Genomic DNA, 13,231 nt, shown 5'->3' on the forward strand with positions numbered 1-13,231 from the left:
TGTCAATATAATGAATTTAATCAAGTGAAATTCCTGCCGGTTATGCTTATTTCCTCCTCCGGAGCAGGATATTTCTGTGAAATAACCAGGCCTGAATTTTATTTTCCAGGGGTTTCCAGCCTGGTATCTGGAAGGAAGATATCTGTACTGAAGGGCCGGGAAATCGCTGCCCTGAGCAGGAACAAAAAGAAAATGGTGAACAGTTTGATTGAAGAATTTTCAATGGCAATGCGGCAGCTGCGCCTTAAAAAGCTCAGGACCCTGCTGATCCTCCTGGGAATAGCTGTCGGGGTTGCAACGGTAGTGGCCGTGGTCTCGCTCGGGGAAGGGCTTCGCATAAATGCGGTTGAGGAAATCCAGAAGTCCCGGGACCTTACCCTTATCGAGGTCTCTCCGGGTTTCAGGGATAACGGGCTTATCCTTATAAGCGGCTCAAAAGTAGAGGAGGTCCGGGAATTGGGAGAGCTTGTCTGTCCCTATGTAAAGGACTCCTATGTAAGCCCTTACAACACGTATTTCGAACTTCTCGGGGTTCCTGGGGAATACAGGGCCGCAAATGAGCTTGAACTTGCAGGCGGGAGCTGGTTTGAGCCCGGGCAGGACCAAATGGTGCTTGGCAGTGATGTCTGGGAAAAACTGGAAAAAACGGACGGCATTAAAATAGGTGTCCCCATAAAAGCCCGGCTCCGCCTTTACGGAGAAGATGGAAGGCCCCTGGATAAGGAAGTAAGTTTCATTCCCGCAGGCTATCTGAAGCCTACAGGGAGTGAAATCGATTCCTGTGCCTTCATGGAACTTGGACATGCAAAGGAACTCAGCGAAAAGGAGTATTATGACGGCATCCTGATTAAAGTTGACAGTTCCGCCCGGGTTCCGGGAGTGAGGGAGCAGGTCGAAAAAATCGGGCTTTCAGTTTCAAGTGCCCAGGACGATATCGATGCTATCAACCGGATCATGAACGGAGTGACCCTGGTCCTTGCCTTTTTTTCGAGCATTTCCCTGCTTGTCGGCGGGCTGATGGTGGTTAACACAATGGTGGTCACGGTCTATGAAAGGACCCGGGAGATCGGGATTTCAAAGGCAATCGGGGCTTCGGAAAAGGATATCCTGAGAATGTTCTTAGCAGAATGCCTGCTCATCGGGGCAGCAGGAGGGGTCCTCGGAGACCTTTTTGGTGTCCTTTTCTCAAGTCTCATAGACCGGGTCGGAAGGGCCCTGCTGGTTTCCAGGCTTGAAATCGGAGGTATCGAACACCTTACCGCTTTGAACTTCAAGATTCTTGCAGCCGGTTTTTTAATCTCCCTTCTCGTGTCCGTGCTTGCAGGGCTCTATCCTGCCTGGAGGGCTGCAAAAATGGAACCTGTCAGGGCTTTAAGGCAGCTTTAAAAGGAAAATTCTCAGTTTTTTCAGGAGATGAGGTACTTGGATTTTACTAAAAAAGTTTTGGTACTGGGGCTGCTTGGAGCAGGACTATTATTCCTGCTTTCCTCCTTTTCGGAGACCGGGGGCTGGCAGGGCGACGGTACTCCTCCATATACGATTGCAGAAGGAGTTGTCAGGGGCGAGGTATATGTAAACGGGGGGCACGGGTATACAGGGGAAAACCCTTACCTTGAATATTTCGAACTGCCTGCGGGGGATGTGAGGTATGCCAGGCTCTATGTGCCGGTCTGGAATTACGACAGCGGGGACAGCATCAGGGTGACGGTTAACGGGCACGAACTTGCATCGAGGCAGGAACCTGACTACGTTTCTGCCTGGGGGATCGGCCTCTACTGTATAGAAGCTAACAGCTCCCTTTCCCCCGGGATAAATGAGGTTTCGGTCATCTCCGAAAATCCGGGAGGAGGGCCCTACGGCGTAACCCTGGTTGCGGTCTCTGAGAACAGTTCCATGCCCCCTGTCAGTTTCTGGGTCAATGAAGGCAACTATGCCCTGGCTTATACGAACAAAAAAGACAGCGTAAAGAGCACATTCAAAGGTACGCTTCCCGGGAAAAATGCAAGTCTCCATGCTCTGCTTGTGGCAGGCACCGAAGGAGAAAGGGACGGACTCTATTTCGATTCTTTGCTCATAGGGAGCGATGTGGGCAGGTCTGCCGGGGGCAAATACTTTGACCTCTATTCGGTTTCCGTCTCTCCCGGAGGTCCGGAAAGCACTCTCCTTTTCGAACGGGGAGATGAAGGCTATCTCCACCCCTGTGTTGCGGTCCTGGTCCAGGAATCAGAGTCCGGCCGTGAGTTCCTTAAAACCTACGAACAAAAAGCCGAAAAGGGAGAACAGGTCCCTCTACCGGTAATCGCTGTCCTTCTCCTGGCCTGCCTGGCGCTTGCGCTGAGGTCCCGGAAGAGGTGATTGAAATACAAAAAAGAGGCAAAACATGAAATCTGGATGGATTCTTGCAGTAATACTCGCGCTTGTCCTGCTGGCTGCCTGTGCCCCCGGGGTTTTTGCATCCGGGGCAGTTCCCGTTTCCTCTAACTCCCCCCTCAGGTGCAGCCTGGAAATTCCCCTTGACAAAAACCAGGCTCCTGACGTCCTTGTGGCGGGGCATTCATGGGAACGGGCCCGGATAACCCTTGAGAATGCGGGAAACAAGGCCATGGACGGGGTAACCGTAAGCATCGAAGTGCCCGAGGGCCTGGAAACCGGCATCCCCACCCAGCCGTACCTCATGACAAAGGAAGGACAGCAGATTAAGGTTGAGATAGGGACCCTTTCACCAGGCCAGAGCGCAGAGCTTCTTCTAGACGTAAAACCCCCGGCTTCAATAGAGTTTAAAAAAGAGGTCTCCTTTACTATTTTCACAAACTACGCCGGAGGTGAACAGCAAAGCAAATTCCCTATTAGCATCATACCCCCTCCTTCCTGGCTGACTTACTTCACGATCCTTGCAAGCCTCCTGCTCTTTGTCGGCATCCTTACGGCAGTAAAGCGTCTCGGGGTACTTGACCTCTTTACAACCGTTGACCTGATCACAATCGCGCTTCTTGCTGCCGTTATTGCCGTTGTGTTCAGGTACCTGAGCAAACTTATAAACTTTGGCTGGTTTGACGGATTGGTCATTGCGATCCCCACCGTTGTCCTTATGGTGGTTGCCCTGCAGCTGGTCCGAAAGCCGGGGACTGCAACCCTGCTCTTTACCTGCGTCCTCCTCATCAGCATGGTTGTCTGGGGCTCGCATGTAATGTGGCTGGGCTTTTACCTGGCTGAGGGAGTGGTAGTCGACCTCCTGGTCTTCCTGTTCAAAATGGACTATGCGGACAGGCGCCTGACAGCTGTGGTCTACGGCATATCGAGAGGCGCGGTTTCGACTCTTGTGTTCTACATGCTCTATGCTCCGGTGGAATGGAAAATCTCCTATGCGCCCTGGTACATCGGCCTGCAGCTTGGAATTGCCTGTGCAGGCGGACTGGTCGGAGGGCTGCTTGGCTACGATACGGCCGTTAAAATGAGCGGAGCAAGGCTCTAAAGTAAGCGTATTTTCCTGATCGGGTGTTTCCCTCTCAGGTGTTTCCTTGACGTGGGTTTCCCCTTTCATTCTGCAGGGAGCTTTCACTCCTGCAGGGAGGGCAGGTCCGGGCACCGGGCCTGAAGGTAGCTTTTCAGTTCGGAGATGGTCAGCAGTGGGGGGACATCAATCCCCCGTTTTCTCAGGTCCAGGGCAAGCCTTGCGGGAAACGGGGGGGCGAGCCCGGCTGCGTCCAATTCCTCCGGGCTTGAAAAAACTTCTGCTGTCGGCCCGTCCAGCAGGATTTCCCCTTTTTTCAGCAAAACGACCCTTTCCGCATACTCTGCCGCAAGCTCCATATCATGGGTTATTAGAATCACGGTTTTTCCGAGCCTGTTAAGTTCCCGAATCCTGTCCAGGAACTTGTGGATGTGTCCCCTGTCCTGCCCCGTGGTCGGTTCGTCCAGGACCAGCAGGTCAGGTTCCAGGGCGAGAATAGACGCAACTGCCAGCCGCTGGCGCTGCCCCCTGGAGAGGGCGTGAGGGTGCCTTTCCCTGTATGGCGAAAGTTCCATCATTTCCAGAGCCGAGTTTGCCCTCCTCCCTACCTCCTCTTCGGGCAGGCCAAGGTTCTTGAGCCCGAACCTGATTTCTTCATACACGCTGTCCGTAAAGATCTGGGAGTCCGGGTTCTGGAAAAGGTACCCTACCTGCTGCGCCAGCCGGGCTGTGGAATATCCTTTTATATCTTTTCCGTTGAGGAGGACCCGCCCGCTTGAAGGCCTGCAAAATCCGATCAGGTGCCCCGCCAGGGTCGTCTTCCCGGCTCCATTGTGCCCAAGCAGGGCAAGAAATTCCCCGTGCCTGATTTCCAGGGAAAGGTTTTTCAGGGTTTCCGAGCCGTCCTCATGCCTGAAGCAAAGGTTTTCGACCCGGACGTGGGGCGATGTTTCCCGCGGCGGGGAGGACGCGACAGGAAGAGGACTTTCGTGCATTTTTTCTGTTTCCTGCAGGATTTCAGGCCGGCTTTCGGCTGCAGCAGAAGATTCTTCCAGGCTTTCGGCCAGGCGGCAAAGGAGGTTTTCGTAGGAAGGAGCCCTCGAAGCCCGGGAGTCCAGGCCCAGGAAGCGGGCAAGTTCGGTGAGCTGGGGGGGATGGATCCCGAGTTTTTTGAGTTTCTCTTCTTCCCTGCATAAGATTTCAAAAGGCTTCCCGTCAAGGATAATCCTGCCTTCGTCCATCACAAGCATGCGGTCTGCCATTTCAAAAACAGCATCGAGTTTGTGTTCGATCAGGATGATGGTTATCCGTTTTTCCGCATTCAACTGCCTGAGCAGTTCGAGCACTTCCAGGGTGCCTGCAGGGTCCAGGTCCGAAGTAGGCTCGTCGAGGATCAGGATGTCAGGCTCCATTGCCAGGTTTCCTCCAATTGCAGTCCGCTGTTTTTCCCCCCCCGAGAGTGTGAAGATGAACCTGCCCCGCAGCCCCTCCATCCGGACCGCTTTGAGGGCTTTTTCCACGCGGGACAGTACTTCAGGCCTGGGAAGGCCCAGGTTTTCGGGCCCGAAGGCAAGGTCTTCGCCCACTGTCAGGGAAAAAAGCTGGGTTTCGGGGTTCTGGAACACCATCCCCACTTCAAGGGCCAGCTTGTGGACTTTTTCGGTGTTAATGTCCTTTCCTCCTATCATCACGCTCCCGGAAAGGCTGCCTCCAGAAACCTCAGGCACCAGCCTGTTCAGGCAGCGGACAAGGGTACTTTTTCCGCAGCCGCTAGGGCCTGCCAGGAGCACAAACTCCCCTTTCTCAAGCTTGAGTTCCACGTCCGAAAGGGCCAGGGACTCCGAAAATGGATAGTTGTATCTGAGTTTTTCAAGCTTCACCTGTGGGTGTGGGTTTTTCATGGGGTCCATACTATCGTATCCTTTGCTTATCCTTAAATGCTTAAAAAACTTATGAAAAATAAGAAATAGTTTGATTATAATCTATGTTTGTGTGAATGCAAACCTCATGGAGGCTATGAATTGAAGTGGATTTTCCGCTATGAACAAAAAGACAGCCTGCTTCACAGGCTGGACCCCCGTATAAAACTGCTCTGGCTCTTCGGGGTCTCGGTCCTCAGTGTCGTGCTAGGGACTCCGGGCTTACTGGTGGCAGTATTCCTCTCAACCCTGCCTTTCTGGTTTATCCTGCGGCCTTCAGGAAGCAGGGTAAAGGCAATGCTGCTGGTCCTCGGGAGCATTTCCGTGAGCTTTATTCTCTCCCAGGCCCTTTTCTACTACTGGGCTAAAGACCCCCTGTTCACTCTTGTCCCTCCTTCCTTCCCGCTGCTAGGCCCCCTTACCGGAGGCGTCTATTTCTATACAGATGGGGCAGTCTACGGGCTGTACCAGTCCTTCCGCTTTATGACAGGGATTAGCGCTGCAATGCTTGTCCTTGCCACAAGCCACCCGAGCGAACTGATCACTGCCCTGGTCCGTTTTTTTGAAATAAGGGTTGGGGGAAAAAGTTACAGGATAGGCCTTCCCTACGAAATTGCGTTTATGCTCTCCTCAGCGATCAGTTTTGCCCCCACGATGCTTGAAGAATGCGGGGTCATCCTCAATGCGATGCAGGCAAGGGGACTTGAATTGAAAGGGGGGACCCGTACAAAAGTAAAGGCCATGAGATACATCCTCGTTCCCCTCGTGGTCAATATCCTCCGGGCCGGGCGAAAGCTTGCCGTAGCTGCCGATGCCCGGGGTTTCCGGGCAAACCGGAACAGGACCTATGTAAACGAACTCAAGCTGAAAAGGAACGATTATATCTTCCTGGCTTACACATTCTTTTTTACGGCAGGCGGGATCTATCTGAGCTATACGGGCTTTGGGGGAACGGTCCCCATCTGAAGCCCGAAAACTTTTTTGAAATTAGGAATTCCTGCCCTTCCCTGCAAGGGCCCAGCTGACAAGTAACAGGGAAAAAGCCCATTGGACCCCGAAACCGGGGGCTTCTTTTGCTTCGGTCTCGTGGTTTCCGGCTGTTTCGGAGCTTTCCAAAGTTTCTTCGGAAGGTTCGGGGCTCTTTACTGCCCCCGGGTTTATTTCAACTGCCAGGATGGCATTCGAAGGCAGCACAAAGTCCCCAACTGCCTGGAAGCGAATGGAATTTTCTCCATCCCTCAGGTAGTCAGTGATGTCCGTCGTATCAATTTCCAGGTCCGGGTAAGGCCTGCCTGCGCAGATTCCGGGGAAAGATGCGTTATTTATCCAGAGGGTATTGTCTTCCCAGTTCCCTGCACGTGTAACCGTCCAGAGGGTTGCGCTCCGGATAGGTAGACTGAGGGATGGTTTCATCATTTCGCAAATTGTCATGGAAGGGGCCGCACCGAATTCCGGATTGCCGTTTTTGTCAAGCTGGGAGTTGAGTAAGTCTGCTCCCTCGCTTATCCAGTATTCCAGGTCTTTTCCGTTCGGGTCGGTGTAGATTATAAGCAGCCCGACGCCGTCAATACAGAAATAGGACGTACCTGGGCCTTTGTTTTCTATACACGTGCTGTAGACTCTGGACCCGTCTATGTACTCGCTTACATCGTAAGCCCAGGTGCCTGAGGGATAGTCATAGCTTCCCCATCCTTTCCTGTCGCTGTACTCTGTCCCGGGCTCAATTTCCTCGTCCTCGAAACGCAGGCTGAGCTCAGGGTATCTCCCGGTCGTCCCCTCCGCACTCCAGCTCCAGTAGTTGTAAAGCCTTGCGGTTTTCACGCTTGCCCCTTCGGGCAGGTTTACCCTGTGGCTCACGGTATAGGTATCTCCAGGGTAGAGCTTTTCGCTGTAATAACTGCTGCCGGCCGTAAAGGCCAGGCCTCCCCTCACGGATTCATGGGTGTAAAGGGTAAGGGGCCTGTCCGCCGTGTATCCGTTTACTACCGTTTCCTCTGCCTGTGCCGGAAATGCCAGCAGGCAAAACAGCCCTGCGAGCAGGCAGAGGAATATAGGGATCATGCTTCTGATGGTTCCTTGTGTGTTTTTTGGTCCTTCCGTTCTCCAGCTCATTTTTTGTCTCATTCTTTCAGCCCTTCAGTCCTGTCTATCTCTTACATATACTGTCAGTTATACATGCTGTCAGTTATTTTTTGTTTACGAAACTTCTCTTATTGTTACTCTCAATTTCACTTCAGTTGAGTTCTTTTCCTCTCCCTGGTCAGGTTCGGGTGCAGGTTCTTCGGCTTTCTTATCTGCTTTGTAGTCCCTGTACGAAATTCTCCTGTACACTCTGATTATATCGTTTTCGTCGTCTTCAGAACCTGAACTTATTGCATAAGCTTGGCCGGAGAGCTGTACGTATGCATGGGCTTCCGGCACCCTGTAAGCTCCGGGCTGCTCGGAGCTGATGCAGTATGAAAATACCCTGCGTTCATCCGGAGCCAGCACAAACTCCCGGTTTAACGCCGACTCTTCATCCGTATCAGAATCTTCTATGAAGGTAAAAGTGCCGGGGAGCGCATCAAAGAACCGGACTTTCACAGTACGTTTCTGTATATTTTTTACGGAGACTGTGACATACAACGTTTTTCCCGTGAAGGTCTCAGAGTTTGCGAATTTGTAGACTTCAAGGGGTTCTTCAACCTTTATTTCAACAGTCTCGGACGTGAAATGTTCTCCCGAGCTGTCTGTCCAGCTTGCCCTCACGGTGACCAGGTAGCTTTTTTTAATTCTGTCCGGGAACCTGAATTTAAGGTCAGCGGTTTTTTTTGCTCCCGTGTCAAGTATGAATCGCTGAGGGACTGCTTCCCGGATGACGAGCCCGTCCGAATCCACCTCAAGCCGGATCTGGTCGACCTTTACCTCCCCGGTGTTTCGGAGTTCCATCTCAATGCTGACTTCCTCGTCCAGGAAGTATTCTTCCTCATCCGCCTCAAGGTCCAGCTCCAGAGCTGCGGTCTCTTCTTCCGGTTCCTTTGTTTCGAATATGAGCTCGGCTCTCGGGGAGTAAAGGCTGCCGAACATCGGGAGTTTTTCCTGGTCAGTGACGTTTCCGGCCTTTAACCTGAGCTTCTTGTTGTCCAGATAGCTCCAGCCGGATGAGTTATTCTCAAGGGCCACGTCCCCCAGGACTGTCCCGGATTCCGAGACCCTGAGCACGACCATACCGTAGCCGTCAAACTCCAGGGCTTCCACGGTGTACCCATCTTTGGAGAATGTTGGGTTTTCAAGCCCCAGGGTAATTTGCAGGCTCTCCCATTCATCTTCTTCTGCCCAGGCGAGGGAAACTCCGGCTCCCAGGAGGAGCAGGAGGAAAATGAAGCCAGATGCCGTATGAAGGAAGCTTTTTTTGTTCACTTTCCCCACCTCCTCCTGAGCTGTACGAAGGCGGCCAGCAGGATTCCTGCCCCTCCGGCAAAGGGCGGAAACGGAAGGCTTTCGGTCTCGCTTTTCTCAGGAATGGCCCTTGAAGTTCCCTGGACAATGGCGTTTCTTTCCCCGTTCTCCAGCAGGTCCCTCTTCGGGGAGATTTCTTTGCTTCCGGGGACATCCACAAACAAAAATTCTCCTGCCATGTTGCCAGCTCCGTCAACAGCACTGACAAATATCCTGTTGAAGCCGGCAGGCAGCTCCACTTCGGTCCGCCATTTCCCTTCCGAAAGCAGGGCTGGTTCCCCATTTACGGTTACACTGATGTCTTCGCTTGTATCTTCCACAGTCCCGCTTACAAGAATTAGCCCGCTGTTTACGGATTCTCCGTCTTCAGGCTGCTCGATCTCAATTTCGGGAGGGGTCAGGTCGATGATATTAACTTTCAGGGGAGTGTTATTGTTGTTTATCTCGCAAAGTTCTTTTCTTCTGTCCGTGGAGTCTGCAAATACTTTAAGGAAGTGCTCTCCGTCGCAGTCAGCTTCCCAGTTAAACTCCACGGTCTTTTTCCCCCCGTTTCTCAGAGAGGATATGAGAGCTGTGGAGACAATCCTGTCATCTACATAGAGCGCGACCTGAAAACTGGACGCAGGGTCGTCCCCTATGTTTTCAATGCTTGCTTTTATTATATTTTCCTCCCCTGCATAGAGGAGGGGGACTACCAGGTCCGAAACTTTCAGGTCCATGTCTCCTTCCTCTCCCGTGCTCAGGCTAAGCACCGCAAGCACCGGGTGCAGGTACTCTTCTTCTCCCCTTTCAACCCTCATCTCGTTTCCACTTTTCTCAAGGTAGTCCAGCACATCAAAGACCTTGAAGTCAAAATAATCTTTTGAGTTTGCGATGTCATTTTTGTTTGTCCCGTCCGAAAGCTGTTCGTCGTTGAAATATAGGTAGTCTTCTTCCCCGCTGGTACCTGTGAGGTATACGACGGACAGGCTTGCAAGCTCGTATTTATCCGGGTTCACCGTGCCAGAAAAACTTACGGTTAGTTCATCGTTCGTGTCCCCTTTCCCGTCCGAACTTTCCCCGTGCAGGTTTACGTTCCCTTCTTTGATCCAGTACTTTACATCGTCTCCATCTTCGTCTTCGTATACCGCGACCAGGACTACTCCATATACCTTCCCGTCAATACTTCCGCCGGTTTTTACCACGGCCTCCGCCGATCCCGGACTTGCAATCTCAGTAACATTGTATGTTACCCAGTATACGCCGTTTCCCGAACAGTAGACTTCCGGATTGTCATCCTCTTCCCCTTTTAGATCCAGGGTTTCGAATTCAAAGTCATTAAAAGTGACGTCCAGAGTTCCCGTATTCCGGGCGTTGCCCCCCCAGACTCCCACATAGAGCCTCGCAAATTTTGTAGAGTTTCCCGGTACATTGAAGGTCTGTGTATAAGGGGTTGCATCAAGCCCGTGTCCCCCATCCACATACACCCCGCCTTTCACGGTCCCGGAATCGACGCTTTTTAAGCTGTCAGGTTCCGGGCAACCGTCCTCCACGTAATCAGCCAGGCCAGGCTGGACCGACATAATAAGAAGCGCAAGAGCCGCAGCAAAGAGGCAGTATGCAGCCTTCTTCCCGTAAAACGCCGCAGCAAATTTTTCCAGTGTTCTTTTCGGCCTCATACTTTTTTTAATTTTCATTTCAGGCAGCTCCATCAAAATCATAAGATTAGCAAACTCCAATAAAAAGAATAAAATGGAAACCTTTTTCAGGCGGCAATTTCCGCCCAGAAAGTAAGGTTCCCTTCAAAATTCCCCGTGCCCGCATAATCCGAGGGTACCCTGAGGGCAACATTTGAGTTGCTCGATTTTTTTGAGGCTATCGTTTTGCTGAAGCTGGCCCAGGGGGCCGAATCAAGCAGGATCCCGTCCATAAAGAGGTTGTCGGCTGAATCCGTGACATCGGCTGTGACATCTAAGGCATACTTCCCGTTATTCTGGAGGGTAATTGTCTCTGCACGACTTGTTTCTCCCGGGGAAAGCGTGCCGAAATAGATTTCATTTGGGGTAACGGATAAGGAGATTGCCGGAAGGATTTCGACTCCTATCGAAATCGAGGACGAGTCATTGCCACCGGATGAGTCATTGCCGTACCTGACCAGGAGGATGGCCCCAGAAGGCACCAGGAAGTCCCCTCCTATCTCTGAGGGTGCGGCGCTGATCTCGATGGCATTATTTTCTTCCTTGAGGCAGTCTTCTACGGCTTCCAGCCGGTCGATGTCCAGGGATGAAGAGGGGCTCCCTTCATAAATGCCGGAGAATATGGCTTCATTGAAGAGCAGGAAATTACCTTCGTTCTTTCCTGAGGGGACTACTGTCCAGAGTTCGGCGCTGCCGACCTGGTCGAGGTCCACGGTCCCGCTAAAAAGGGCTTCGGTCGTCGCCTCTTCAGAAGTCATGCCTCCTGAGGATCCGGTTGTGGAGAGCATGTCTGCGCCTTCATTTATCCAGTACTCGGTTTCCTCTCCTTCGGGTTCTTCGTACACCACAAGGAGACACACCCCGTTAATGATAAAAGACCTCGAAGTATCCGGGTTGGTATTGGTGATGATTGTGCGGTACTCCCCGTTTCCTGGCACTAGACCCGTGACATTGCATGCCCAGGTCCCCGAGGGGTAGTCATAACTTCCCCAGTCTTTCCTGTCACTGTAGGTGGCTTCAGGCATAACGGTGTTTCCGGCAAAGTTCAGGCTCATTACCGGGGTATCTGCATTGCTCCAGGTCCAGTAAGTGTAAAGCCTGGCAAGCTTCACGTTTGCCCCTTCCGGAAGTGAAAGAGTGTGGTTTACTGTATATGTGGCTCCTGCGGCCATCGACCCGCTGTAATAGCTGTCTCCGTAGTCATAGCTGATGTTCCCTCTCACGATCCCGTGGGCAAAGGTTGCAAGCGGCATGTCTCCTACATAGCCATTGTGCAGCACTACCTGTTCAAGGCTCTTTTCGTTGTTTGTCCTGTCCGGGTCACTTATGACGTTGTATGGATCGGCAACGGCTTTCAGGCTGTATGTCTTTTCCTCTCCGGGTTTCCAGGTAAAGCTGACAACGGTGTCAACTCCGGAGGGAAGCGTCTCTATAGTTTCGTTGCCAACCTCAACCCCGTCTTCAAAAAGCACGACTGGAGTCCCGCTTACGGCTTCGGGGCCTTCGTTTCTTACCGTAACACTCACGGTATTGTTAAGGTCTTTCCAGGCTCCTGCGTAAGAATTATGGAATACCGCAAGTTCTGTAAGGTTCAGGTCCGCATCCTCATTCCCGGAAGTTTCTTCTTCGTATTCTGCCGTGAGGGTACCGAGGACTATTTTATAGTAGGAACTGCTCCTGTTGTAGGTCATGGTGTTTGTGCCGGCCGGGTTTAAGCTGTCCGTAACATCCCATGTATCGGAACCGCCTCCGTAGTATCCCTGGGGAGTACTTGAGACCAGCTCACCCTCGTTGAATGCATATGCTCCGTTTGCGCTTGCCATATACACCGCAGTCAGGTTCGCACCTTTGGGGAGGGAGCCTTCCGGCAGCTGAGCATCAAAATCCGTGCTGCCAATATAATCTACTCCTAAGGAATTCTCACTGTAGTAGCTGTCCACGTCATGCCCCAGGTTAACCTGGTACCAGGTCGTTCTATCGCTACTGTTATTGTACGCTACAACCAGGGACATCAGCTTAATACGCCCGTCAAAGGTGCTGTCTATGGGGGCCGTGTTTATGACTGCAGTGTTCTCCCCGGGCTGTACGAGGTCTGTGACATTATAGTTCATTACATAGTCGCTTGTTACCCTGTTTGTATGGCTGTTTACAAGGACAAATCCGTCCCCTCCGTTCATTTTGAACACAAAAGGAACATTCAGGGTCTCATTTCCGAGAACAGTTCCTCCAAAGCTGACGTTTGCCGTTCCCCGGTAATTGGCATCCTGGCTGCCGCAGTATACGCTGGTAAAGAGCATTGCCCAATCAATTTCCGCATCATCCGGGAGGGTAAATGTCTTGCTTATGGTTATGGGTTGTCCCTTCACCTGGTCTGCTATCCCGTAATAGCTGTCGAAGTATACTCCTCCGGTGACAACTCCTTCATGGACTTCGGTCAGAGGGATCCCGCCTAAGGCTTCGTCGGCGGAACAGGTCCCTGCACTCAAACACAAGCTCACAAACAAAGTTAAGAGTATAAGGAAAGGCTTTCGATTCATAAATTTCCCACCTGAATTATTATGATCTGGATTTTCGAAGGCTCAATTTATTTGTATTGTTTTACGGCACTGGCCGGGTTAAGATCCTGAGCGTATGCGTTTCATTTATCAATTTATATAAATTTTGTATAATGAAATATTACTTTTTTTATATGAAGTTAAATTAATAGTGATTATTTATTTATTATTTAACAATTTTGATTTTTAACT

At 51.6% G+C, this 13,231-nt stretch carries 9 protein-coding genes; 4 read left to right on the forward strand and 5 right to left on the reverse strand.

All coding sequences use genetic code 11. From position 1 onward, the window contains the following. Positions 1–195 precede the first annotated feature (195 nt). Genes FTO70_RS09230 through FTO70_RS09240 form a run of 3 tightly spaced genes read left to right on the forward strand, consistent with a single transcriptional unit; the run spans position 196 to position 3,472 of the window. Entirely contained in the window at positions 196–1,386 is a 1,191-nt protein-coding gene (locus tag FTO70_RS09230; protein ID WP_255335533.1) for an ABC transporter permease, read from the forward strand. A gap of 27 nt (positions 1,387–1,413) precedes the next feature. Next, positions 1,414–2,355, forward strand: a complete 942-nt coding sequence (locus tag FTO70_RS09235) for a DUF3344 domain-containing protein (RefSeq protein WP_255335465.1) — start codon at positions 1,414–1,416, stop codon at positions 2,353–2,355. A gap of 25 nt (positions 2,356–2,380) precedes the next feature. After that, complete coding sequence (locus FTO70_RS09240; protein WP_255335466.1) at positions 2,381–3,472, forward strand: ECF transporter S component; 1,092 nt, start codon at positions 2,381–2,383, stop codon at positions 3,470–3,472. An 83-nt stretch (positions 3,473–3,555) separates the two neighbouring features. Here FTO70_RS09240 and FTO70_RS09245 read toward each other — a convergent pair whose 3' ends face one another. Then, the gene (locus FTO70_RS09245; RefSeq protein ID WP_255335467.1) at positions 3,556–5,361 is read right to left on the reverse strand and encodes an ABC transporter ATP-binding protein; all 1,806 of its coding nucleotides are present in this window, start codon (positions 5,359–5,361) and stop codon (positions 3,556–3,558) included. A 111-nt stretch (positions 5,362–5,472) separates the two neighbouring features. Here FTO70_RS09245 and FTO70_RS09250 point away from each other — a divergent pair, with 111 nt between their 5' ends. Continuing rightward, complete coding sequence (locus FTO70_RS09250) at positions 5,473–6,336, forward strand: energy-coupling factor transporter transmembrane protein EcfT (RefSeq protein ID WP_255335468.1); 864 nt, start codon at positions 5,473–5,475, stop codon at positions 6,334–6,336. A gap of 21 nt (positions 6,337–6,357) precedes the next feature. Here the strand turns inward: FTO70_RS09250 and FTO70_RS09255 are convergent, their stop codons facing one another. The 4 genes from FTO70_RS09255 to FTO70_RS09270 form a co-directional block, all read right to left on the reverse strand. Further along, positions 6,358–7,431, reverse strand: a complete 1,074-nt coding sequence (locus FTO70_RS09255) for a DUF3344 domain-containing protein (protein WP_255335469.1) — start codon at positions 7,429–7,431, stop codon at positions 6,358–6,360. Positions 7,432–7,566: 135 nt separating this feature from the next. Then, positions 7,567–8,769 carry a hypothetical protein gene (locus FTO70_RS09260; protein ID WP_255335470.1) on the reverse strand — a complete coding sequence of 401 codons (1,203 nt, stop codon included), beginning with the start codon at positions 8,767–8,769 and terminating at the stop codon, positions 7,567–7,569. Further along, positions 8,766–10,466 (reverse strand): DUF3344 domain-containing protein, encoded by a 1,701-nt coding sequence (locus FTO70_RS09265; protein ID WP_255335471.1) that lies wholly within the window; start codon positions 10,464–10,466, stop codon positions 8,766–8,768. Before FTO70_RS09265 ends, FTO70_RS09260 begins: the two co-directional genes overlap by 4 nt. An 86-nt stretch (positions 10,467–10,552) precedes the next feature. Further along, positions 10,553–13,021 (reverse strand): DUF3344 domain-containing protein, encoded by a 2,469-nt coding sequence (locus tag FTO70_RS09270; RefSeq protein ID WP_255335472.1) that lies wholly within the window; start codon positions 13,019–13,021, stop codon positions 10,553–10,555. Positions 13,022–13,231 lie beyond the last annotated feature (210 nt).

It is taken from the genome of Methanosarcina sp. KYL-1 (genome assembly GCF_024372725.1).
GTDB lineage: Archaea > Halobacteriota > Methanosarcinia > Methanosarcinales > Methanosarcinaceae > Methanosarcina.

Bases quoted from the DNA above. Each gene is read 5' to 3' on its own strand.
- FTO70_RS09255 (WP_255335469.1), bottom strand. From the start codon at position 7,431: ATGATCCCTATATTCCTCTGCCTGCTCGCAGGGCTGTTTTGCCTGCTG.
- FTO70_RS09265 (WP_255335471.1), bottom strand. From the start codon at position 10,466: ATGAGGCCGAAAAGAACACTGGAAAAATTTGCTGCGGCGTTTTACGGG.
- FTO70_RS09240 (WP_255335466.1), top strand. From the start codon at position 2,381: ATGAAATCTGGATGGATTCTTGCAGTAATACTCGCGCTTGTCCTGCTG.
- FTO70_RS09245 (WP_255335467.1), bottom strand. From the start codon at position 5,361: ATGGACCCCATGAAAAACCCACACCCACAGGTGAAGCTTGAAAAACTC.
- FTO70_RS09235 (WP_255335465.1), top strand. From the start codon at position 1,414: ATGAGGTACTTGGATTTTACTAAAAAAGTTTTGGTACTGGGGCTGCTT.
- FTO70_RS09270 (WP_255335472.1), bottom strand. From the start codon at position 13,021: ATGAATCGAAAGCCTTTCCTTATACTCTTAACTTTGTTTGTGAGCTTG.